This is a genomic window from Anaerofustis butyriciformans, from assembly GCF_036289385.1.
GTDB lineage: Bacteria > Bacillota > Clostridia > Eubacteriales > Anaerofustaceae > Anaerofustis > Anaerofustis butyriciformans.
Map to the genome: position 1 here is coordinate 46,376 of NZ_JAYFFH010000007.1, position 24,114 is coordinate 70,489.

The following is a 24,114-nucleotide window of genomic DNA, read 5'->3' on the forward strand; positions in this document are numbered from 1 at the left end:
GTATTTCATACTTATCTTGGCGATACTAAAACATCAACATAATTTCCACCCATAGAATAGATTTTCTTTAAACATTTTTTTAATAATGTTGCACTCTCAACTTGTATATCTATACTTTCAGAAATATTAATTGAATATTTATTATTTTTTATTGAATATTTTAATTGTTCAATAGTATTAATATCATCAAATATACTGTTATAAATACAACCATATTGAGTTGCTTGATGAGTATCACTTCCTGCTATATAATTGATATTTAGTTTTTCACTTAATTCTTTTGTTTTATTTATTGTGTAGTCTTTATTTAAAGCAATATCTTTTCCATTTAAGTCTATAAAATCAAGTTGATTTAATAATTTAAGGGGTAGAGATGGTATATTGCTTCCTTTTCTATAAGGGTGAGCTGCTCCTATAATTATATTATAAGATTTAAGAAGAGATATTAAATTTTCAAAAGTGAGGAAATTATCTTTATTCATATTTGGTTTTAATTTTTTGTTTAATTTTAAAATCGTTTCAAAATCTGAAATTGCTAAAATATGTCCTGATTCTTTTATGTCTATTTCCATTCCGCAAAATATTTTTAAATTATCATATATAAATGTATCATTGTCTTTTTTGCATATATGGGAAATAAAATTATATAAAGAATCAAATTCAAGTGTATTGAAATGTTCTGTTAAGCAGATTGCATCTAAATTACTATTTTTTGCTTGTTGAAAAAGCCACTTTGTATATTCTTGTGAAAAGGGTAATTTTTTTGCAAGTTTACCGTGAGTATGTATATCTAAATTCATTTTTTCTCCTTATAAAATAATTAGCTTTGAAAATAAAATACAAACGAATATCCATAAAACAGAAATTATAATAAAATTAATGTCCATTTTAGTTATGCATAATGAAGATAGTTTTAATTTCTTTACATTTTCATTATTCATAGAGTATCTATAACCTTTTATTTCTAAAGCTTCAACTGTTGTTCTTGATTTTTTTGCCATATTAAGCATTAATGGGTAAAATGATAAAATAATTATTTTTATTTGATAAATTAAATATTTTATTTTTCCAATTAGAGTGTTGTTTTGAGGTGGGTTTCCTCTAAGTTTATAAGATAGAAGAATATTTTGAAATTCTTCCATAAGTATAGGTAAAATTCTATATCCAAAAGAAATACTAAAAGAAAGAGTTTCCGGAAATTTAAACCATAAAAGTCCATTTGCAAGCCTATCTGGATCTAAGCCCGAAAAAACTGTTATTGAAGCAAGGGAAACGATTGCTATTTTTAATGTCATTATTAATAATGGGATAATCGTTGTTGTATTTCCACCAAAAAATAAAGCAACAAAAAATAAATATCCTGTTTGAGAAAATACACCAAGGCAAAATAAAAATAAAACTAAAGGTGCGATTTTAGCTAATTTTGTTGTTATGACAACCAAAATAAAAATGCCAAGCAGAATAATTATATTGTTTAAAAACCAAGGTACTATTCCAAAGAAACAATACCAACATAATAAAACTCTTGGATCTAGTTTCGCTATTTTTGTATCATCGTTTCCATATGCGTTTTTTAGAACTTGATTTCTTATATAATCAATAGATATTTTATCTAAAATATTTTCTGATAGTTTGTTTTTCATTTATGCATTACCTCCAAAAGCATTGCAAAATTCATTTATTGTATAACAATTGGATTGTTTGTCAAGCATTTTTGCCATAGAATATATTTGTGGCGGATTTATTCCCATAATATCTGTTACAATGTTATTGGAAAATACTTTATCTTTATTGCCGTCATCTATAATTTGTCCACTTGATAACACAATTATTCTATCTGCCCAGTCACATACAAGTTGCATATCGTGTGTGGCAATAATAACAGTATGAGTGATATCTTTAATATCATTTAATGTTTTCATTATTTCTTTCCTTGTAGCAATATCTAAATTTGCTGTAGGTTCGTCGAGCAATAAAATTGAAGGGTTTAACGCTATTCCTATTGCCAGTGAAGCTCTTCGCATTTGTCCACCTGATAGCATTCTGCCATCTTTGTCTTTTATTTCATTTAAATTAAATCTTTTAAGTAGTTCAATGGTTTTTTGTTTATAATTATCAATATTTCTTGATTTAAGAGCAAAGCTTATATCTTCCTCTATTGAATCTTTAATAAACATTTGTTCAGGGTTTTGGTATACCAGTGAAATTTTTTTTGATAAGTCTTTATAAGGGATATCTTTTATATTTTCTCCATCTATTAAAATATTTCCATTATCTTGTTTTATAAGCCCCATTATAAGCTTCATTATCGTTGATTTTCCAGCTCCATTAGAGCCAATTAAAGCAACTTTTTCATCTTTTTTAATGTTTAAATTCATATATTTCATTATATTGTTTCTTTTACCTTTTACAGCTCTATATGATACATCTATATTTATAAACGAGATAACATCTTTTTTTTCTTTGATTTCATGAAAATTATTTTTATTATTAAATTTATATTTGTAATTTTTAAAGAAATCTAAACCTTCCTCTAATGTTGTTGGAAGTTTTTTTGTATTATTTTTTATTATATTGTTATCAATTAATTTTTTTGCTGCAATGGTGATTTGTGGAGGGAAGATGTTATTATCTTGTAGCTTATATACATCTCTTAGTGCTTCTTTAGCATTTTTTTTCCATAAGATTTCCCCGTCTTTCATCAAAATTGCATTTTTACAATATTGTGCAATAAATTCTGTATGGTGTTCTATTACAATTATTGTCTTATTATATTTTTCATTTAGCATTTTTAATGTATCATATATTTTCTTTGCATTTTGAGGGTCAAGCTGAGCAATTGGCTCATCTAAGATTAAAATATTTGGACTAAGAGAAATTGTTCCAGCCAAGGCAAGAAGATGTTTCTGCCCTCCTGAAAGTTGCCAAATATAATCATTCATATTTTTTTCAAGACCACATAATTTTACTGCTTTTTTACCTTTTTCTTCATAATCTTCATATGCATAATTTAAACATGCATATGATGCTTCATCTAAAACAGTTGGTCTAACTATTTGATTTTCAAAGTCTTGATATACATATCCTACTTTACATGCAAGTTGTCCGATATCTGCCTCTTTTGTATTTGTTTTATCTATAAAAATATCTCCTGTTATATCACCATCGATAAAGTGAGGTATTAATCCATTTAATGTTTTACAAAAAGTTGATTTCCCGCAACCATTGTTACCAATGATTGCAAGGAAATCACCATCTTCAATATTTAGATTAATATTTTTTAATGTAGGTGTTTTTGCAGCAGGATATGTAAATGTTAAATTTTTAATTTCTATCATATCCTTTATTTAACCTCTGTATTTTTCTTTTTCTTCATTGCGAAAAGAGTAATAATTGAAATAATAAAAGCAACGATTATTCCTATAAATATTGAATTTGTATTTCCTGCCCATTCAGCTTCCCATTCAATTAATGCCATGCCGTTTTCTGCAAGAAATTCACTGATAATTGCAAGAATAAAGAATCCTATAGATGATAAAATAATTTTTGGAGAAATGCCTTCAAAAGAAGTTTGAGGATTTCTAGGTCTCATTCCAAGAAGAGGTTCTATTTTTCCATAAAGTTTAGGAGCTAGGAAAATTGTAGGTAACATACAAAATAGTATTCCTGAGAATAGAACGTCATTTAAAAATGCAAATCCTTCTGTAAAGAAGACACTTTCTGGAAGCCCCGCAACAGCTTCAAACTCTTCTATTGCAAATTGAACTTTTAAAATATCAATACAACATCCCATGAATTGTTGTATTATTACACCTGATATTGCAGCTATTGCAACCATTTTTTTGTTTTTGGGATCTTTTACCATTCTTCCTGCAATATAAATACCTATTGCTAGTGTTATAAATTTTTCAAGTTCACCTATTCCTCCAAATTGTCCAAGCATTATTTCACTAAAAACAATTTCTCCTGTTGCTGCACCAAGAGCAACTGGTAAAGGTGAAAAAAGCATTGCCAATGTTAATGGAATAAATAAGAAATATTCAACAGAAATTTCTATTATACCTATTTGAAATGAAGGTATTAGTTCTGTAAATAAAGTGGCAATCCCATATAATGCCATTGATAAAATAAAAATCATTAAATTTTGTGTTTGTTTGTTCATTTTTTTGTTTTCCTCCAAAATATATAAATCTAAAATTATTATAAATATTTTATGTAAAATAATCTTTCTTTTAACGGTAAAAAGAAAGTAAATTTTCATTATGTGCTGATATGAAAAAAATATTTCATAATCCTGTAAAAAAAAAAGCACATAAAATGTGCTTTTTTTTATTATTATAATTATTCTGCAAAAGTTTCAAGGGCAAGAGTTATCATATCGTTTAGTTTTGTTTCTCTTTCTTTACTTGACAATATAGTATCGGTATAAATAAAATGATCACTTACCGTAAAAATTCCAAGAGCTTTTTTATTTAAGGCTGCTGCAACACTATATAAGCCTGCTGCTTCCATTTCCACTCCGAGAATTCCAAGATCTTTCCATTTCTTCCAGCCGTCACTGCCTTGTGCATAGAAGTTATCGCTTGAAAGAATATTTCCTACCTTTATATCAATATTAAGTTCTTTTGCTTTATTGTAAGTTTTAATAAGCAAATCAAAATCAGCAAGGGGAGCGAAAGTTCCGTCTAAGTGGAACTGAGAAGCAAAGTTTGAATTTGTACTTGCACCTTGTGCTATTAATACATCGTTAACTTTTACATCTTCGCTGTATCCTCCACAGCTTCCTATTCTTACTATATTTTCAACTCCGTAAAAACTATATAATTCATGTGAATAAATTGATATTGAAGGTATACCCATTCCTGAACCCATTACGGATATGTTTTTACCTTTATATTGTCCGCTATAACCTAGCATTCCTCTTACGTTTGTTACTTCTCTTGCATTTTCTAAAAAGTTTTTTGCAATATATTTTGCTCTTAGAGGATCTCCCGGCATTAAAACTGTTTTATAAAAATCGCCGTCTTTTGCATTAATATGAGGTGTTGTCATTTTTATTCCTCCTAAATTCTGTAAACTTCTTTTACTCCGTTAATATTTTTAAGTTTTCTGAATAAATCTTCTAACTCTTTAGTATTATGAACATTTAAACTTATATTTACAACAGAGCCGTATTTTTTATCTGATGTAGCCGAGAAGTTAGACATATTAAAGCCTTCGTTACTTATTATTGTTGTTATTTCAGCTGATAAACCAATTCTATCATGAGCGGTAATTCTTACATCAGCTTCAAAAGTTTTATTTTCTTTTAATTCTGCTGTGTTCCAAGATACGTTTATAAGTCTTTCTCTGTTGATTGAATTACTTACGTTAATACAGTCTGCTCTGTGAATTGATACCCCTCTGTTTTTTGTAATATACCCTACAATATTGTCTCCCGGAACAGGATTGCAACAGTTTGAGAAAAATACTGCAAGGTCTGTATATCCTTGAACATTGATTGCATTGCTGTTTTTGCTTTTTTTGTTCTTTACAAGTTTAATTTCTTTTTCTTTTGCTTCATTTTCAAATTCATCTTTGAAATGTTCTTTTATTCTTTGGAATACCATTCCACTTTTAAGTCCGCCGTATCCAATAGCTGAATATAAGTCATCCCAAGTATTTACGTTGAAACGTTTTTTTACGAATTCCAAATGACCGTTTGTAGCGATAGTGTTAAGAGAGTATCCGTCTTTTTTAACTTCTTTTTCAAGGGCTTCTTTTCCTCTAATGATATTTTCTTCTCTGTCTGCCTTTTTAAAGAAAGATTTTATTTTTGTTTTAGCATGAGAACTTTTTACGATATTAAGCCAGTCTCTGCTTGGACCTTTAGAGTTTGGAGAAGTTATTATGTTTACTATATCTCCATTTTGAAGTTTATATGTTAAAGGTACCATTTTCCCGTTTACTTTTGCCCCTACACACTGATTACCTATATCTGAATGGATTCTATATGCAAAGTCAATAGGGCAGGCTCCGTTTGGAAGCTGAATAACCTTTGAATTTGGAGTAAAAACGAAAACTTCATCAGTAAATAAGTCAAATTTTACTCCTTCCATAAACTCATCAGAGTTTTCGACTTCGTTTTCCATTTCCATTAATTCTCTTATCCAAATAAGTCTTTTTTCAAAACTGTCTTCTTTTTTATTTGTTGTTCCTTCTTTGTATTTCCAGTGAGCAGCGATACCATATTCTGCCGTTCTGTGCATTTCATAGGTTCTTATTTGTATTTCAAAAGGTTCTGAGCCTTTTGTGAATACAGTTGTATGCAAAGATTGATACATGTTTGGTTTCGGCATTGCTATATAATCTTTAAATCTTCCGGGCATTGGATTCCATAGTGTATGAGCCATACCAAGAACTCCATAACAGTCTTTTACTGTTTTAACTAGAACCCTTATTGCAAATAAATCATATATTTCTTCAAAGGCTTTTCCTTTTTTCATTTTTCTGTAAATTGAATAAAAATGTTTAGGTCTTCCTTCTATTTTTGCTTCGATATCGGATTCTTTTAAAACCTTACCTAACATATATTTAACATTATCTATAAAAGCTTCTCTTTCTTCTCTTTTTAGTGCAACTTTTCTTGCTATGTCGTGGTATGCTTCAGGGTCAAGGTAAAGAAGAGCCAAGTCTTCAAGTTCCCATTTTATTTTAGAGATACCAAGACGATGAGCAATAGGCGCATAAATATCAAGAGTTTCTCTTGCTTTTTGTTTTTGTTTATCCGGTCTCATGGCTGATAGAGTACGCATATTATGAAGTCTGTCGGCTAATTTTATTATTACGACTCTTATATCGTTTGCCATTGCTATAACCATTTTTCTTAGGTTTTCGGCTTCTCTTTGTTCTTTTGTTATAAATTGAAGTTTGCCTATTTTTGTAACTCCGTCAACTAAATTTGCTATTGTTTGATTAAAGTTTGTTTTTATCATTTCATAACTTGCAGGAGTATCTTCTATAACATCGTGGAGAATTGCCGCACAAATGGTATCCGTATCCATGTGTAAATCCGTTAAAATAAAAGCTACTTCAAGAGGGTGAGATATATAAGGTTCCCCTGAGTATCTTGTTTGATTTTTATGTGCATCTTTTGCAAGCAAATAAGCTCTTTCTATGATTTCAAAATTTGCATCTTTTGAATATTCTCTTATACTGTTTTCAAGTTTTCTAAGAAGTTCCATAGGCATCCTCCCAACCGACTAAACATTACATGTTTAGTCCTTTTTTGTTATCTTTTATAATAACACAAAGTGAGCATCTGTTCAACTTTATTTAATGTAAAATAAACCTACAGATTAAATATTTATTTAGTATATAATTGATTTTAAAGGGTATATTTGGTAATATAAATTATTATAGCTTTTTATTTAAGGAGAGTGTGATAAATGAGTAAAAAACCATATTATATTTCAACAGCAATCGCCTATACATCAGGTAAACCTCATATTGGAAATACTTATGAAATTGTATTGGCGGATAGTATAGCAAGATATAAAAGAATGACTGGGTACGATGTTTATTTTCAAACAGGAACAGATGAACACGGTCAAAAAATAGAAACAAAGGCGAATGAAGCCGGAATTTCTCCAAAAGAATTTGTAGATAATGTATCAGGCGAAATTCATAGAATTTGGGATATTATGAATACAAGTTATGATAAATTTATCAGAACAACAGACCCTTATCATGAAAAGAAAGTTCAACAAATATTTAAAAAATTATATGAAAAAGGGGATATATATAAAGGCGTATATGAAGGAATGTACTGTGAACCATGCGAATCTTTCTTTACAGAAAGTCAGCTTGTTGACGGAAAATGTCCTGACTGTGGAAGAGAAGTTACTTATGAAAAAGAAGAAGCTTATTTCTTCAAATTAAGCAAATATGCTGACAGATTAATGGAATATATAGATTCTCACCCTGAATTTATTCAACCTGAATCAAGAAAAAATGAAATGGTTAATAACTTCTTAAAACCCGGACTTAAAGATTTATGTGTATCAAGAACAAGTTTTAAATGGGGTATACCTGTTGATTTTGATGAAGGTCATATTGTATATGTTTGGATTGATGCTCTTTCAAACTATATTACATTCCTTGGATATGATGTTGATGGAAACCATGAAGATACATTTAAGAAATACTGGCCTGCAGATGTTCATTTAATTGGTAAAGATATTTTAAGATTCCATACAATATACTGGCCTATAATGCTTATGGCTCTTGATATCCCTCTTCCAAAACAAATTTTTGGACATCCTTGGTTACTTCTTGGTGAAGGTAAAATGAGTAAATCAAAAGGTAATGTAATTTATGCTGATGACCTTGTTGATGTATTTGGTGTTGACAGTGTAAGATATTATCTTTTAAGAGAAATGCCTTTTGCTCAAGACGGTACATTAACTTATGAACAACTTATTGACAGAGTTAACGGAGAACTTGTAAATATATTAGGTAACCTTGTAAACAGAACTTTAGCAATGAGTAAAAAATACTTTGATGGTAAAGTTACAAATCCTAATGTTAAAGAAGATGTTGATGATGATTTAATTAAACACGTTACAGATACACCAAGACTTGTTGAAGAAAAAATGAATGAATTAAAAGTTGCTGATGCAATTAATTTAATTATTGCTCTTGCAAGAAGAAGTAATAAATATATTGATGAAACAATGCCTTGGGTACTTGCTAAAGATGAAAGCAAAGCAGACAGATTAAAAACTGTTTTATATAATCTTTTAGAATCAATAAGAGTTATCGGTATTTTAATTACACCTTTCTTGCCTCAAACAGGTGAAAATATCATTAAAATGTTAAATACAAAAAATGATTCTTATGAAAGTGTGTTAAGTTTTGGCGGTTTAGAAGAAGACATAGTTCTAAATGAATCATTTGTATTATTTAACAGACTTGATCCAAAAGAAATTATGAAACAAGTTGGTAAAGAAGAAAAACAAGAAAAGAAAAAAGATAAAAAAGAAAATAAAAAAGCAAAGAAAGAAGAACAAGAAAATACAGAAATTACCATTGATGATTTTGCAAAAGTTAAGTTAAAAACGGGAAAAATAGTAAGTGCAAGAAAACATCCTAATGCTGATAAATTATTGGTATTTGAAGTAATGGTTGGAGAAGAAAAAAGACAGATTGTTTCAGGTATTGCAAAATTCTTTACCCCTGAAGAAGTTGTAGGTAAAAATGTTGTAGTAGTAGCAAACTTAAAACCTGCAAAACTTAGAGGTGAAGTTTCTGAGGGAATGTTACTTCTTGCGGAAGATAAAGACGGAAAGCTTACTTTTGTATCTCCTGAAGAAGATATTGAAAGTGGATTAGAGGTTAGATAATTTATATGGCTTATAAAGATTATACTTTACAAGATTTTGTTAATAAAACGTACAGCAAAGACCCTGCTCCCGGAGGGGGCGGGGTCTGTTCCTTATGTGGCTCTTTAGGTGTGGCATTGTCGGGAATGGTTTCTAATTTTACGACAGGAAAGAAAAAGTATGCACAGTATGAAGAGGATATTCAAAAAATAATAAAAGATGCAAAGAGACTTCAAGAACGATTTTTATCTTTAATAGATGAAGATGAAGAGAATTTTATACCTTTGTCAAAAGCATATGGTTTAAAAGCAGAAAGTGAGGAAGAAAAGAAATTTAAAGATGATGAAATTTCAAGATGTTCCGTTATTGCATGTAAGGTACCAATAGAGATTATAGATATTTCCTATGAAGCAATATTACTTCATAAAGAACTTTTAACAAAAGGTTCTGTGTTGTTAATAAGTGATGTTGGCGTAGGAGTTGAATGCTTAAGAACAGCTTTAAAAGGTGCTTACTTGAATGTATTGATAAACATGAAAACAATAAAAGATTCTTCTTTTATAGAAAAAAATTTAAAAGAATGTAAAGATAAAGTTGATAGTGGCTTAATTTTGTGCGACGAAGTATATGATAAAGTTTTGGATAGACTAAATATAGGAGAATAAAAAATGACAAAGAAATTGCTTGGCAGCAAAGTTGTAAATGAAATAATAATAAATAGCAAAAAAGAATGTAGTGAATTAAAAGAACAAGGAATAAATCCTCAAATAGCAGTTGTCAGAGTGGGTAATAATGCAAGTGATATTTCATATGAAAAAAGCATAATGAATTTTATGGAAAAAGCTGATATATCCGTAAAATCAATAGTATTAGATGAGAATATTAAAGAAGATGATTTTATTAAATCATTAAAAGAAGTAAATGAAGATGAAAGTATAAATGCGATTTTGGTATTTAGACCTCTTCCTGCTCAGCTTGATGAAGATAAAATAAAATACATTATTTCTCCAAGTAAAGATATTGACTGTTTTTCTCCTGTAAATATGGCAAAAATTTTTATTTCAGATACAAGTGGTTTTTATCCTTGTACGCCTCTTGGAGTTATGGAAATGCTAGATTATTACAGAATAAATCCAGAAGGGAAAGAAGTTGTAATCGTAGGTAGAAGTCTTGTTGTAGGCAAGCCTTTAAGTATGATGCTTTTAGACAGACATGCTACTCTTACGATTTGTCATTCAAGAACAAAAAATTTAAAAGAAGTTTGCAAAAAAGCAGATATTTTAATTGTTGCTGTTGGAAGAGTAAATATGGTAGATAAAGAATATATTAAAAAAGATGCTGTTGTCATAGATGTAGGAATTAATTTTTATGATGGTAAATTGACAGGTGATGTTGATTATGAAAGTGCAAGTGAAGTTGCAGGTATGATTACTCCTGTTCCAGGAGGAGTAGGCAGTGTAACAACGGCTTGTCTTGTTAAAAATGTTTTAAAAGCATGTAAACAAAAAAACGGATAATTTATCCGTTTTTTTATTTTGAATATTTTTTTCTTTTTCTTACAAATGTAGACGGATCCATATTTAAACTTGCCGCTGCCTGTCTTACATTTTTATATTTTTCATAAGCCTTATTTATATATGCAAGTTCAATTTGTTCTATAAGTTCTTTTAAATTGTCTGTTTTAGGAAGTTTAAAATCTTTTATAATGTATTTATTATATTTAGGAAAGTTTAAATCTTTTGTCGTTACTACATTATCAGAAAGTATTAATCCTCTTTCTACTACATTTCTTAGTTCTCTTATGTTTCCTTTCCATTCCTGTTCTTTTAAAAATTCAAGTGCTTCCTTTGAAAATGATTTGTTAAAGCCGTATTTATTATTAAATGTATCTTTAAATAAATTTATAAGAGGGATAATATCTTCTTTTCTTTCTTTTAAAGGCGGAATATATATAGGGAAAACCATTAGTCTATAATATAAATCTTTTCTGAATAAATTATTTTCCACAAGTTGTTCAAGGTCTGCATTAGTTGCGGCTATTATTCTAACGTTAACTTTTATCGATTTTGTTCCACCGACTCTTTCTATTTCTCTTTCTTGAATGACTCTTAAAAGTTTCACTTGTAATGAAAGAGGAAGTTCTCCAACTTCATCTAAAAATACGGTTCCGTTATTTGCCGCCTCGAATATGCCTGCTTTTCCTTTTTTGTCGGCTCCTGTAAAAGACCCTTTTTCATATCCAAAAAGTTCACTTTCCGCAAGAGATGGAGATATAGCACCACAGTTGACTTTTATAAAAGGTTCATTTTTTCTGTTACTGTTATTTAAAATATAATTTGCAAAAAGTTCTTTACCTACTCCGGTTTGTCCAATAAGCATTACAGTTGTATCAAGACCTGCAACTTTTTTTGCTATATTTAATACTTGTTTTGAATTCTCATCAACGCAAATAATTTTTTCATTTTCTTTAATACTTGTTGATTCTATATTTATATTTTTTTTTGTCAGTAAGCTGTTTTTTTCTACTTCTTTTTTTAATTTATAAATTTCCGTTAAATCTCTTACGTTTGTTACAACCATTATTATATTACCCTTTTTGTCAAAAACAGGAGAGCTTGTTATTAACGCTTTTTTTCCTGTTTTAAATTCTTGTTGAAGGGTTATTGGTTCTTTTTTTTGAAGAGCTAAGACCGAACCTGATATAGATATTACATTATTTTTTATAAGATCAATCATGTTCTTTCCTAGAACTTCTTCTTTTTTTAATCCGGTAATTACCTCATAAGATTTATTTACTTTTATTGTATTTGCCTTATTATCTGTTATATAAATACCGTCAAATGAGTTTTCTATTATTGCATCAAGTCTTTCATTTGCTTCTTGGAGATTATTAAAGATATTATTTTCCATTTTACACCTCATATATAAATTTATTTTACTATGCATGTTGCAAAAATGCAACAACCTGTTTTTAGTAATATAAGCAATAAATATATTTGAAAAAAATATAATTGTTTTATATAATTGGGTAGAGGTAGAGTTATGTTAAAAGATGATAAAATAATAGAAATAGAAAAAGTTTTAAATGATAAGGTTCGTCCTTATTTAAAAAATCATGGCGGTAATGTTGTTATAAAGGAATATAAAGAAGGAATACTGAAAGTAAAATTAATAGGTCAATGTGCAAACTGTGTAAGTGCAAAGACAACAAATGAAGAACTTATAAAATATAACTTATTAAAAGAAATACCAAGCATAAAAGATGTAATTCTTGTTGAGGGAGTAAATGACGAACTTCTTGATTTTGCAAAAAATTTTCTAAAAGAGAAATAAAATGAATGTATATTTAAAATACTGTGGCGGCTGCAATGAAACATATAACAGGGTTAGTGAAGTTGAAAAATTAAAAAAGGAATTCCCTGATTTATGTTTTTATTATGATGATAATCACATTTGTGATATTGCGCTTATTGTATGCGGATGTAATAATGCTTGCGTTTGTATGGATAAAATAAAAATTGAAAATAAATATATTTTAAAGGATAAGGAAGATTTTTATAAAATAAAATCTATTTTATTAAATAAATTACAAAGGAATTGATTATGGGTGAACTTAGAAAAATACCAGGTGTAGGGAAGAAAACAGAAGAAGATTTAATAATGTTAGGGTATAAAAATATTGAGTCCTTAAAAGGAGAAGATCCTGAAAAAATATATTTAAAGGAATGTGAACAAAAAGGCTGTAAAGTTGACAGGTGTCAGCTTTATGTATATAGATGTGCTGTTTATTATGCGAACGAAGGAGAAGATAGAGAGAATAAAAAGTGGTGGGATTTTAAAGATAAATAATACTAGTATTTGACATATTATGTTGTCAGTGGTAAAATATTGTGAAATTAAAATAATACAAATAAGCTAGGGGAGCCTATGGGCTGAGAGAACTATTCGTGTTTACCCTTACTACTTGATCCGGGTTATGCCGGCGTAAGGAAGCTAAATATTTTCTTAACCCCTCCTATGTTTATAAAAGGAGGTATTTTTATGTCAATTTTTGTATCATCTACACCTGACGGTTATATGCCAACAACAATAGGATATATAACTTTAGCAGTTTTACTTATTGCGGCATTGGTTATAGGTGTATATTTATCAAAATCAAATAAGAAAGAAAAACAAAAAAGTATCAGTACCAAAAAAATGGTTTTTTGTGCAATGATTATTGCTCTTGGAACAGTAGCATCAATGCTTAAAGTATATGAGTTTCCATTTGGAGGTTCCGTAACTTTATGTAGTATGTTATTTTGTATGCTTGGCGGGTTATTTTTTTTGGCCTGCAACAGGTATTTTTACAGGTGCTGCATATGGTATTTTGCAACTGATTATTGAGCCTTACATAGTTTTTCCTTTGCAAGTAATAGTTGATTATTTACTTGCTTTTGGTGCTCTTGGTTTATCCGGAATATTTTATAAATCAAAAAACGGTTTGTTAAAGGGATATATAGTTGGTGTTATCGGAAGATATATTTTTGCAGTCCTTTCAGGGTTTATATTTTTTGCTGAATATGCTTGGGCAGGCTGGTCGCCACTTGCTTATTCTTTGGTATATAACGGAATATATATAGGAGCTGAAGCAATTCTTACAATTATTGTAATTTCAATACCGGCTGTAAAAAAAGGATTTGAAAGAGTTAAAAATAATATTTAAGGAAGAAGTGTTTTACTTCTTCTTTTTTATTATTAAGGAGTGCTTTTTGAACTTTGTAATATATTTATAATTTAGTTTTTAGTGTTATAATTATTTTAATATAGTTTGGAGGAATGTTATGAGTATAGGACAAAGAATAGCACGTGAAAGAAGAAATCTTAATTTGACACAAGAACAGCTTTCAGAAAAACTTGGAGTATCAAGACAAACAGTTTCAAAATGGGAGCAGGATATTATTTTAGTTGGTACAAATAAGCTTATAGAACTTTGTGATATACTTGAGGTAAGTATAGATTATTTATTAAAAGGTGAAGAAAAAAATTATAAGGTTGAAGTGAAAAATGGAGAAAAGGGGCTTGAAATGGATTGGACCAAAGTATATCCTATTTTAACTAAGTATCAAAATGAAATAGATATGGATTATTATTTATCTCATTTTGAGAAGATGATAAAAGAAGCAATGAAAAAATATGATTATTCTCTTGAAGATGCTGTTCTCGTTTTAAAAGATGTATTTTATAAAGCGTTTTTAAATATTGAAAAAAAAGAAAAGGACTGTTAAACAGTCCTTTTTTATTCATTATATATTGGAGTAACCAAAGGTTTTCCGTCTTTGTTTAGTAAAGGTGTAAGTCCGCCTGCATTACCGTCGAAATGGAATAAATAATTTACTCCTGTTTCTCTGTCAACCCAAATTTCATTACCTTTTATTGTTCCTTCACTATGAACTTTTATGAATCTTTTTTTCATTGTTATTTATTGCTTCTTCTCCAGATGTTCATTTTTTCTGCTTCTTTAATAAGTTCTTCTCTGAAGTCAGGATGAGCAACACTGATTAAAGCTTCAGCTTTTTGCCATGTAGAAAGTCCTTTTAAGTTTACTTTACCATATTCTGTTACAACATAGTGAGTATTTGCTCTTGTATCTGTAACTACTGAACCAGGGTGAAGTGTTGGTAAGATACGAGATTTTAATTCACCTTGTTTGTTTTTGAATGTAGAAGATAAGCAGATAAAGCTTTTACCTCCTTTTGATAAGTAAGCACCAAGAACGAAGTCAAGTTGTCCGCCTGCTCCAGAAATTTGTTTTGTTCCTGAAGATTCAGAGCTTACTTGTCCGAATAAGTCAATATCAACAGCATTGTTGATTGAGATGAAGTTATCATGTTCAGAGATAACTCTTACATCGTTTGTATAATCAACAGGAACTGACATACATTCTGGGTTGTCATTTAAGTAATCATATAATTTTTTTGTACCTGCTGCAAATGCATATGTTTGACGGAATCTGTTTAAGTTCTTTTTAGAACCATTGATTTTGCCTGCGTTTGCAATATCAACAAAACCGTCTACAAACATTTCTGTATGAACACCAAGGTCTTTTAAGTCTGATTCTGCGATTAAAGAACCAACTGCGTTTGGCATTCCACCGATACCAAGTTGTAAACAAGCTCCATTAGGGATTTCTTCAACGATTAGTTTTGCAACTGTTTTATCAACGTCTGTTGCAGCTCCTCCGCCACCCATTTCAGCCATTGGAGGGTTGTCTCCTTCGATAATCATATCTACATTTGAGATATGAACTGCAGATTCAAATCCGCCTAAACATCTTGGTACATTTTCGTTTACTTCAACAATAACTTTTTTTGCTGTTTCGCATACAGCCATTAAGTGTGAAGCACTTGGTCCAAAACTAAAGTATCCATGGTTATCCATTGGAGAAACTTGCATAACAGCAACATCTGCTCCCGGAGTATTTCCATCTCTATAGTATCTTGGAAGTTCTGAGTAACGAATTGGCGCATAGAATGAGAATCCTTTAGCCACTGCTTTTCTTTCAATTCCGCCCATATGCCAAGAGTTCCATGTGAAATGATCTTTTGCATCTTCAAGTTTGAAGATTTCAGGTTCCCACATTAAGATACCGCCTCTTACGTTTACGTCTTTTAAGTTAGGCATTAATTTTGCTAATTCTTTGTCGAATGCAACAGGAGTTGTTGCTGTCCAACCGTAATCAATCCAATCGCCTGATTTTACTGTTTTTGCTGCTTGTTCAGCACTTACTAATTTTTGTTCATATTCTTTTTTATAATCCATATTAGTATCCTCTCGTTTATTTGAATTATTTATATTTTATCATTAATAACTATTAAGGGTCAATAGCTTAAAGTTTTAAATCAGTAAAAAATTACTTATTTTTTTCTCATTTTATTTCTTATTCTTATATCTGAACTGATAAAATGTAAATATTTAAAATTACTTACTATCCTTGAATATATTCTTGATTTGTATTTATCGCTTATTTCATTGAGATTAAGATTTGTTGTTATTATCATTTTTTTATTGTAAGTGATTCTATAATCAATTAATTTTAATATTTCATTGTTAACATATTCACTTTGGGTTTCTATTCCAAGGTCATCAAGAATTAATAAATCTGCATTTAATATATTTTGTTTATCTTCTTCTAAAGATGGATTAGAGAAATTTTTTATTGCATCTTCAAATTCTCTTGCAGTTAAACAAACAACACTATATCCTTTTTTTAATAAAACCTTTCCTGTTGCAGCTGCAAGAAAAGTCTTTCCACTTCCAACTTTACCTGACATTAGTAAACCTATGTTATTATTACTGTCATTAAATTCATTTATAAACCTTAAAGATTGTTGTTTATTTTTTAAAATATTTTCCCTTGGTGATATTTCTCCTTTTTTTGATTCATTAGTAAATAGATTTTCATTAAATTCTTCAAAGCTTCCCTTTCTAAAAAGTAAAGGGTGAGGTTTTACATTAAAATGTAAAAATTCTTTTAAGCAATCACACATATGTCCGTTTATATATCCTGTATCTTTGCATTTATTACAGTCGTATTTTACCTCCAAGAAATTTTCATCAAAACCCTTTTTTATTAATTCTTCTCTTAATTGATTATTTAGTTTTGTTTCTTTTTCTTTGTATTTTTCACTACTTAGATTACCAAGACAAGCGCTTATTCCAAGTTCGTTAATTTCGTTAAGGATTTTCTTTATTTTAGGATAATTTTGTTTTACATAATCTATTTTTCTTTCTAATTCTTTTTCTTTTAAATGTCTTTTATTGTTAAAATCAATCATTTTTTTTTCGTTAATATTCATGATTAATCCTCACTCATCATTTTTATAATATCTTCTTCATTATAATATTCATAATCAAGATCTGCTTGTATCGTTTCTTTTGTACTTGAAGGTTTATTATATTGTTTATTGCTGTTTTGAGGTTTTGTGTTTTTATCTTTGTTTATATACATGCTATAAATTACACTATCAACATATTTAAAGCTTGGTTTGTTTGTTGCAATGGTTTCGTCACAGGCTTTTAAAATTTGTTCCATACTTAATTTATATTCATCAAGCCATTTATCCACAAGATTTTCTTCAGGTTTTGTAATAAATGTTCCTCTTGTATTAAGTCCAAGATATTTAAATATTTTTTGATATTCTTGATATCTTTTATCGCTTTTGTTAAATTCCATTGCGGCTTCGTCAAAGGTTTTTATTCCTTTTGAGTGGAAGTCCATTGCCACTGCATTCCAATATTTTCTTTGTTTTATTTTCCTTTTAATAAGACATGTATTTACTATTAATTTAACGGTTTCTGTACTAAAAGAATAATCTTCCATCCAGTCAGAGAACATTTCCATTTCTTGATGTGATATCGGTCTTCCAAGTCCACCTTCCTCAATGGAAGCTTCAAATTCTTTACTAAGTTCGTCAAATAAACTTTGTTTTTTGGTGTTATATTCTATTGTTTCGCTGTAAGAACCGTTTTTCTTGAATTTTTCAGGAGTAAATATCATAGTAGATATATTTTTATATTGAATTACATAGTTTCTTTTATCTGTATGAATAAAAGTTAAAACTTGTTTTTCATGCCAATATTTAAACGCTTTTACTACATCACCTTCACTCATTCCAAGAGTGTTTGCGATTTTTTTATTTGAAGGCATTTCGGCAATTGAGCTTTGTGTACATTTTAGTCCATATAAATATACTTTGACATAATCTCCTCTTGCCATTGGCATAAAGTGGTTTATAAAAATATTTTCTACTATTGTTACACCTATATCATCGTTGTTGTTTATAAATTCAAATCTATTCATTTAAAATTTCTCCAAAATAAAGTAAAACAATTATAGCATATTTTGTAACTTTAGTGTAGAATATAATATGTATTTTAATTTTACGAGGTAGTAAATGATTAGTAATTTAAAAGTTAGCGATAAGGTATTCGATAATTTTATTTTAAAGAGCGTTATGCTTAGAAAGACAAGAACAGGTAAAGATTATCTTGATATAATCCTTAAAGATAAAAGCGGTGAAATTGCCGCAAAATTATGGAATGTGGAAGAAGAACAAAAGGATAGTTTTAAAGCCGGTGATGTTGTAAAAGTAAGCGGTGAAGTAGACAGCTTTGGTTCAAATCCTCAAGTTAAGATTGAACATATTGAAAAAGTTAAATTGAACGATGAAGAAATGAATAAGCTTGTTGAAGCCGCTCCTTTGAATGCTGATAAGATGTTTGAAGAAATTATTTTAACTATAAATAATTTCAAAAATAAAGATGTTAAACTTATCACAAAGACTTTAATTGATAAGTATGAATACAAATTTAAAACATATCCTGCGGCAAAATCTTTTCATCATGCTATGAAAAGTGGACTATTATTTCATACTTTCACAATGCTTACAAATGCAAAAAAACTTAGTGCTACATATACATTTTTAAATACAGATTTGCTTTTTGCAGGCGTTATACTTCATGATATATGTAAAACAGAAGAGATGGAATGTAATGATTTGGGTGTTGTTGAAAATTATACAAAAGATGGACAACTTCTTGGTCATATAATTCAGTGTATTTGTGAAATAGATAATGTAAGCAGGACATTAAATATTGAAAGTGAAGTTCCGCTTTTGCTTAAACATATGGTTCTTTCTCATCATTATCATCCTGAGTTTGGATCTCCAAAGTATCCTATGATACCGGAAGCAGAAATGCTTCATTATCTTGATATTTTGGATTCAAGAATGAATCAAATGCAAACTGCTTTTAATGCTACAAAAGAAAATGAATTTTCAAGCAGGGTAAGAATGCTTGATAATAGAAATATATATCATTATAATATAGAAGGTATGGAGGAGGAATAACATGAGTGTACAACTTGCAGCTTCATTAGTTATTTTTTGTATAGGCTACTTTGGTATGCTTGCAATAAAAATTATAGGATTTTCAAAAAACAATAAAAAATTAGGTAAGATGGTTTACGCTGCACCGAAAGGACTTGGGAATACTGATTTTAAATGGCAGGTTTTATATTTTGTTTTGGTAATTGCTGCTATATTGATTATTGATATTCTTGGTTTCTTAAATGCAACAATATTCTTTTATTGTATGGGATTAATTGGTGTTTATTTTGGCTTTGCAACTTATTCTATTTTTATGTGTATACTTGGAGGAAGAGGTCTTTATCAATATGGTGTAAGATCAATGACTGGTGCATTGGTATATGAAAAAATAGATTCATACGAAATTTTACAAAGAAAACAACATAAAGGTCTATCATTAAAGGTAAAACCTAAATCAGGAATGTTAAATGCAACTCAAATTATGTTTTTAGATTATGAAGATAAAGACGATGTTGATAAAATTCTAAGGGTTAATGTTGGAGTAAAAGGTAAACCTGCAAATTATTATGGTGTAAGACCTAATAAGAAAAAAAGAGGAAAAAGAAGAAAATAACATTATAAAACCATGTCTAATAGACATGGTTTTAATTTATTTTACAAAATATATTCTTTAATTTAAAAGAATATAGCTTTTTAAAAATCTGTATGATATAATTTAAAAGTTATACGGGAAATATTTATAAATTTTTAGGAAATATTTTAAAGAGGTAAATTATGTTTAAAGAAGATACAATTGCTGCTATTGCAACTCCTTCAGGTTATGGGGGCGTTTCTATAATAAGAATAAGCGGTAGTGATGCTTTTGATGTTACAGATAAAATTTTTAAAATGAAAAATAAAACCATACATGATGTTAGTAAAAACACCATAAATTATGGACATATAATAGATCCAAAAACAAACGAAGTTGTTGACGAAGTTTTGGTATCAAAGATGTGTGCACCACATTCTTTTACGGCAGAAGATGTAACTGAAATAAACTGTCATGGGGGAATGAGTGTAACTTCAAGGGTTTTAGCATTGGTTTTGGAAAGCGGAGCAAGACTTGCCGACGCAGGAGAGTTTACAAAGAGAGCTTTCTTGAATGGCAGAATAGACTTGGTTCAAGCTGAGGCAATAAGTGATTTGATTATGGCTAAAACAAATAGTTTTGCAAAAAGTGCCATGAACTCTTTAAAAGGTGATTTATCAGAAAAAATAGATGAAATAAAAGCGGATATTACAAATATGCTTGCGAGACTTGAAGTAACAATTCAATATCCTGAATATGATGAAGAAGATTTAACGGATAATGAGATTGTTGATTTAATAGAAAAAATGTCTTTTAAGTTAAAGAAAATTATATCAACTTTTGAAAAAGGTGAAATTCTTAAAGAGGGGATAAAAGTTGCCATAATAGGTAAACCCAATGTAGGAAAATCTCAGCTTTTAAATGCACTTATAAACGAAAATAAAGCAATTGTAACAGACGAGGCAGGAACAACAAGGGATATCGTTGATGAAGTTGTAAATATAAAAGGTGTTCCTGTTAAATTCATTGATACCGCAGGAATAAGAAATGCCGATAATAAAGTTGAGCAAATAGGAATAGATAAGTCTATATCAATGCTTGAAGATAGTAATATAATTTTATTTTGCATAGATTCTTCTCGTGCTTTAGACAGTGAAGATATTGAAATAATAAAAATGCTTCCTGAAAATAAAGATATAATCGTTGTTTTAAACAAAATGGATTTAGATGTAAATGAAGAAACAATAAATGCTTTTGAAAATTATAAAACAATAGAAATATCTGCGCTAAAACAAGAGGGAATAGAAAAAATCGAAAATGCAATTTATGATATAGCCAAAGTAAATGATAATGATGAAGTTGGAGAAATACTTGTAAGTAATGTAAGACATAAAAATCTTTTACTTGGAGCAAAAGAAGATTTTGATCATGCAGTAGAGATGGTTCACTCTGGATTAGAAGTTGATTTGGTTGAAATAGACATAAATTCAGCTCTTTCAAAACTGGGAGAAATTACTGGAGAAACCACAAGTGAAGATATTATAGATGAAATATTTAAGAATTTCTGTTTAGGAAAGTAGAGGTAAATATGAGTTTTTTAGCTGGAGAATATGAAGTAATAGTTATCGGTGCCGGTCATGCAGGCTGTGAAGCTGCTCTTGCAAGTGCAAGAAAAGGAAGCAAGACTCTTCTTTTAACATTGAATTTGGAAGCTCTTGCAATGATGCCTTGTAACCCTTCAATAGGCGGTACTGGTAAAGGTCATTTGGTAAGAGAAATAGATGCATTAGGCGGTGAAATGGGTAAAAATATAGATAAAACTTTTATCCAAATCAAAACTTTAAATACTGCAAAAGGTGTAGCCGTACAATCTTTGAGAGCGCAAGCTGATAAAAAAAGATATCAAGAAGAAATGAAGCTTGTAATAGAGAATACTGATAACCTTGATTTAAAACAACAAGAAGCTGTTGAAATTTTAACAGAAGACGGAAAAGTAAAAGGTATTGTTACAAATACAGGTGCAATATATTATACAAAAGCAATTGTTCTTTGTTCAGGAACATACTTAAAAGGAAGAATAATCATAGGTGATGTAAGTTATTCGGGAGGACCTAACGGTATATTTGCAGCAAATAAGTTAAGTGACAGCTTGAAAAATTTAGGTTTTAAATTATTAAGATTAAAAACAGGAACTCCTGCAAGGGTAAATAAAAGAAGTATTGATTTTTCAAAAATGGAAATTCAATATGGAGATAAGGAAATAACTCCTTTTTCTTTTGAGAATGAAGGTAAAGATATTGAATTTGATGAACAGCCTTGTTACCTTGCTTATACAAACAAGAATACACATGATGTAATAAAAGCAAATCTTCATCGTTCACCACTATTTAGCGGTAATATAAAAGGCGTTGGCCCAAGATATTGTCCAAGTATTGAAGATAAAATAGTTAGATTTGCCGATAAAGAAAAGCATCAGCTTTTTGTAGAGCCTGAAGGATTAAATACAAATGAAATGTACCTTCAAGGAATGAGCTCTTCTTTACCTGAAGATGTTCAAGTTGCTTTTTTAAGAACTATTAAAGGACTTGAAAATGTTGAGATAATGAGGGTTGCTTATGCAATAGAATATGATGCAATAGAACCTACGCAAATAAGCCTTTCTCTTGAAAGTAAGGTACTTAAAGGCTTCTTTACAGCCGGACAAATAAACGGCACAAGTGGATATGAAGAAGCTGCTGCACAAGGTATAATAGCAGGAATAAATGCTTCAAATTATGTTCAGGGAAAAGAACCTTTAGTGCTTGACAGAGCAAGTAGTTATATAGGTGTATTGATTGATGATATTACAACAAAGGGAACAAAAGAACCTTACAGAATGTTTACTTCAAGGGTTGAATATAGATTATTATTAAGACAAGATAATGCGGATTTAAGACTTACTCCTTATGGTTATGAGCAAGGTCTTATAAGTGAAGAAAGGTATAATAATTTAATAAAATATAAAAATGCCGTTGAAGGTGAAAAAGAAAGATTAAAAGGAATTAAAATAACTCCTAACAAGGAAAATAATCAAAAACTCGTTGAAATTGGAACAACTCCATTAAGAAATGCTGTTACATTATATGATTTGATTAAAAGACCTGATCTTTCATATAAAGATACAATTATTTTTGATGAAAACAGACCGTCTCTTTCTAAGAGAGCTTGTGAGCAGGTAGAAATTCAAATAAAGTATGAAGACTATATTTTAAAACAACAGGCAAGTATTGAAAAATTTAAGTCAATGGAAAAGAAACTGTTGCCTGATGATATAGATTATAATGAAATAAAGAATTTAAGATTGGAAGCAAGACAAAAGCTTGAAGATATAAGACCGAAGAATTTAGGACAGGCTTCAAGAATATCAGGAGTTTCTCCTGCAGATATAAATGTGCTTTTAATCGAGCTTGCAAAAAATACCAAAAGGGGAGAATAAAGTGTCAGATAAGAATATAAATGAAATTAACATAGAATTAATCAAAGCAAATAAAGAACAACCAAGAAAATTTTTTGATGAAGAAAGTATAAACGAACTTGCCGAATCAATAAAAAGTTTAGGTATAATTCAACCCATTACAGTAAGAGAAAGTGAAGATGGTTTATATGAGGTTGTAAGTGGTGAAAGAAGATTAAGAGCAGCTAAGATTGCAGGGTTAGAGAATATTCCTTGTATTATTGCCAATATAAACAATGAAGAAAATGATTTAATAGCTTTAATTGAAAACATTCAAAGAGAAGACTTGAACTTTTATGAAGAAGCTTTAAGTTATAAAAAAATAATGAGTGAATATGGTATTAGTCAAGAAGCATTATCAAAAAAGATAGGAAAAAAACAGTCTACAATATCAAATTTGGTAAGACTTTTGAATCTTGATGAAGAAGTTTTGGAAATAATAATAAAAAATAATCTTACTCAGCGTCATGCAAGATGTCTTTTATCTCTTCCTGACAGGAAAATGAGAGTAAAGGCTGCAAAGGAAATGGCTAAAAAAGATTTGAATGTTAAAAATTCAGAGCTTTTGGTTGAAAGATTAAAACAAGAAGTTATTGTTAATTCTTCAAAAACAAACGTAAAGAATATTTTCAATTACAAAATATACACAAACACTATAAAACAAGCTTATAAAAGTATTTTTAATACAGGGCTTGACTGTGATTATAAAGAAAAAGATTATGACGATAGAATTGAAGTTGTTATAACAATTCCTAAAAAATAAAGCATACTCAGTATGCTTTTTTTAGTTAATAAAAATTTAATTTTCACTTAATTTTT

25 protein-coding genes and 1 riboswitch are annotated in these 24,114 nt (G+C 29.2%); of the genes, 14 read left to right on the plus strand and 11 right to left on the minus strand.

What is annotated here, in order from left to right:
- Positions 1-11 precede the first annotated feature (11 nt).
- The 6 genes from V2W16_RS09130 to V2W16_RS09155 all read right to left on the minus strand — a co-directional run bounded on the left by V2W16_RS09130 (position 12) and on the right by V2W16_RS09155 (position 7,223).
- Positions 12-800 (minus strand): PHP domain-containing protein, encoded by a 789-nt coding sequence (locus V2W16_RS09130; protein ID WP_253229582.1) that lies wholly within the window; start codon positions 798-800, stop codon positions 12-14.
- A gap of 9 nt (positions 801-809) precedes the next feature.
- Positions 810-1,643, minus strand: a complete 834-nt coding sequence (locus tag V2W16_RS09135) for an energy-coupling factor transporter transmembrane component T family protein (RefSeq protein ID WP_138268619.1) — start codon at positions 1,641-1,643, stop codon at positions 810-812.
- A complete protein-coding gene (locus tag V2W16_RS09140) occupies positions 1,644-3,338 on the minus strand; it encodes an ABC transporter ATP-binding protein (protein WP_138268620.1) in 1,695 nt (564 codons plus the stop codon). It lies immediately after the preceding gene.
- Positions 3,339-3,343: 5 nt separating this feature from the next.
- Positions 3,344-4,162, minus strand: coding sequence for a DUF8171 family membrane protein (locus V2W16_RS09145; RefSeq protein ID WP_138268621.1), 819 nt, complete (start codon positions 4,160-4,162; stop codon positions 3,344-3,346).
- Between the two features lie 179 nt (positions 4,163-4,341).
- A complete protein-coding gene (deoD, locus tag V2W16_RS09150) occupies positions 4,342-5,052 on the minus strand; it encodes a purine-nucleoside phosphorylase (RefSeq protein WP_329384708.1) in 711 nt (236 codons plus the stop codon).
- A gap of 11 nt (positions 5,053-5,063) precedes the next feature.
- Entirely contained in the window at positions 5,064-7,223 is a 2,160-nt protein-coding gene (locus V2W16_RS09155) for a RelA/SpoT family protein (protein WP_329384712.1), read from the minus strand.
- 204 nt (positions 7,224-7,427) lie between these two features.
- Between V2W16_RS09155 and metG the strand changes: the two genes are divergently transcribed.
- The 3 genes from metG to V2W16_RS09170 are packed head-to-tail and all read left to right on the plus strand — an operon-like array spanning position 7,428 to position 10,879.
- On the plus strand, positions 7,428-9,383 hold the full coding sequence (gene metG, locus V2W16_RS09160; RefSeq protein WP_329384715.1) for a methionine--tRNA ligase: 1,956 nt from the start codon (positions 7,428-7,430) through the stop codon (positions 9,381-9,383).
- A 5-nt stretch (positions 9,384-9,388) separates the two neighbouring features.
- The gene (locus tag V2W16_RS09165; RefSeq protein ID WP_329384718.1) at positions 9,389-10,027 is read left to right on the plus strand and encodes a cyclodeaminase/cyclohydrolase family protein; all 639 of its coding nucleotides are present in this window, start codon (positions 9,389-9,391) and stop codon (positions 10,025-10,027) included.
- Positions 10,028-10,030: 3 nt separating this feature from the next.
- Positions 10,031-10,879 (plus strand): bifunctional 5,10-methylenetetrahydrofolate dehydrogenase/5,10-methenyltetrahydrofolate cyclohydrolase, encoded by an 849-nt coding sequence (locus V2W16_RS09170; RefSeq protein ID WP_329384721.1) that lies wholly within the window; start codon positions 10,031-10,033, stop codon positions 10,877-10,879.
- Between the two features lie 13 nt (positions 10,880-10,892).
- Here the strand turns inward: V2W16_RS09170 and V2W16_RS09175 are convergent, their stop codons facing one another.
- Complete coding sequence (locus tag V2W16_RS09175) at positions 10,893-12,272, minus strand: sigma-54 interaction domain-containing protein (RefSeq protein WP_329384724.1); 1,380 nt, start codon at positions 12,270-12,272, stop codon at positions 10,893-10,895.
- Positions 12,273-12,404: 132 nt separating this feature from the next.
- On the opposite strand from V2W16_RS09175, the gene V2W16_RS09180 reads away from it, so the two are divergent.
- The 6 genes from V2W16_RS09180 to V2W16_RS09205 all read left to right on the plus strand — a co-directional run bounded on the left by V2W16_RS09180 (position 12,405) and on the right by V2W16_RS09205 (position 14,629).
- Positions 12,405-12,695: a NifU family protein gene (locus V2W16_RS09180; protein WP_329384727.1), complete on the plus strand. Its 291-nt coding sequence runs from the start codon at positions 12,405-12,407 to the stop codon at positions 12,693-12,695.
- Position 12,696: 1 nt separating this feature from the next.
- The gene (locus V2W16_RS09185) at positions 12,697-12,963 is read left to right on the plus strand and encodes a hypothetical protein (protein WP_329384730.1); all 267 of its coding nucleotides are present in this window, start codon (positions 12,697-12,699) and stop codon (positions 12,961-12,963) included.
- A 2-nt stretch (positions 12,964-12,965) separates the two neighbouring features.
- Positions 12,966-13,211: a helix-hairpin-helix domain-containing protein gene (locus V2W16_RS09190; protein ID WP_253229577.1), complete on the plus strand. Its 246-nt coding sequence runs from the start codon at positions 12,966-12,968 to the stop codon at positions 13,209-13,211.
- Positions 13,212-13,269: 58 nt separating this feature from the next.
- Positions 13,270-13,370: riboswitch (TPP riboswitch) on the plus strand.
- Between the two features lie 33 nt (positions 13,371-13,403).
- Positions 13,404-13,748, plus strand: coding sequence for a hypothetical protein (locus tag V2W16_RS09195; RefSeq protein ID WP_329384733.1), 345 nt, complete (start codon positions 13,404-13,406; stop codon positions 13,746-13,748).
- Entirely contained in the window at positions 13,672-14,067 is a 396-nt protein-coding gene (locus V2W16_RS09200; protein ID WP_329384736.1) for an energy-coupled thiamine transporter ThiT, read from the plus strand. The genes V2W16_RS09195 and V2W16_RS09200 overlap by 77 nt, the downstream gene beginning before the upstream one ends.
- A 118-nt stretch (positions 14,068-14,185) precedes the next feature.
- Positions 14,186-14,629 carry a helix-turn-helix domain-containing protein gene (locus tag V2W16_RS09205; RefSeq protein WP_329384739.1) on the plus strand — a complete coding sequence of 148 codons (444 nt, stop codon included), beginning with the start codon at positions 14,186-14,188 and terminating at the stop codon, positions 14,627-14,629.
- An 11-nt stretch (positions 14,630-14,640) separates the two neighbouring features.
- Here V2W16_RS09205 and V2W16_RS09210 read toward each other — a convergent pair whose 3' ends face one another.
- From V2W16_RS09210 to V2W16_RS09225, 4 genes are all read right to left on the minus strand, one after another.
- Positions 14,641-14,817 carry a DUF6440 family protein gene (locus V2W16_RS09210; RefSeq protein WP_329384743.1) on the minus strand — a complete coding sequence of 59 codons (177 nt, stop codon included), beginning with the start codon at positions 14,815-14,817 and terminating at the stop codon, positions 14,641-14,643.
- A gap of 2 nt (positions 14,818-14,819) precedes the next feature.
- Positions 14,820-16,163 (minus strand): butyryl-CoA:acetate CoA-transferase, encoded by a 1,344-nt coding sequence (locus V2W16_RS09215; protein WP_329384747.1) that lies wholly within the window; start codon positions 16,161-16,163, stop codon positions 14,820-14,822.
- A gap of 95 nt (positions 16,164-16,258) precedes the next feature.
- Entirely contained in the window at positions 16,259-17,200 is a 942-nt protein-coding gene (locus V2W16_RS09220) for an ATP-binding protein (protein ID WP_138268634.1), read from the minus strand.
- A gap of 2 nt (positions 17,201-17,202) precedes the next feature.
- Positions 17,203-18,204, minus strand: a complete 1,002-nt coding sequence (locus V2W16_RS09225; protein ID WP_138268635.1) for a DnaD domain-containing protein — start codon at positions 18,202-18,204, stop codon at positions 17,203-17,205.
- A gap of 94 nt (positions 18,205-18,298) precedes the next feature.
- Here V2W16_RS09225 and V2W16_RS09230 point away from each other — a divergent pair, with 94 nt between their 5' ends.
- The 5 genes from V2W16_RS09230 (at position 18,299) to V2W16_RS09250 (ending at position 24,058) form a co-directional block, all read left to right on the plus strand.
- A complete protein-coding gene (locus V2W16_RS09230) occupies positions 18,299-19,252 on the plus strand; it encodes a 3'-5' exoribonuclease YhaM family protein (RefSeq protein WP_329384753.1) in 954 nt (317 codons plus the stop codon).
- A 1-nt stretch (position 19,253) separates the two neighbouring features.
- Positions 19,254-19,844, plus strand: coding sequence for a hypothetical protein (locus tag V2W16_RS09235; protein ID WP_329384756.1), 591 nt, complete (start codon positions 19,254-19,256; stop codon positions 19,842-19,844).
- 161 nt (positions 19,845-20,005) lie between these two features.
- Positions 20,006-21,382 (plus strand): tRNA uridine-5-carboxymethylaminomethyl(34) synthesis GTPase MnmE, encoded by a 1,377-nt coding sequence (mnmE, locus tag V2W16_RS09240; protein ID WP_329384760.1) that lies wholly within the window; start codon positions 20,006-20,008, stop codon positions 21,380-21,382.
- Between the two features lie 8 nt (positions 21,383-21,390).
- Positions 21,391-23,277, plus strand: a complete 1,887-nt coding sequence (mnmG, locus tag V2W16_RS09245) for a tRNA uridine-5-carboxymethylaminomethyl(34) synthesis enzyme MnmG (protein WP_329384763.1) — start codon at positions 21,391-21,393, stop codon at positions 23,275-23,277.
- A gap of 1 nt (position 23,278) precedes the next feature.
- Positions 23,279-24,058 (plus strand): ParB/RepB/Spo0J family partition protein, encoded by a 780-nt coding sequence (locus tag V2W16_RS09250; protein ID WP_329384766.1) that lies wholly within the window; start codon positions 23,279-23,281, stop codon positions 24,056-24,058.
- Positions 24,059-24,114: the final 56 nt, after the last annotated feature.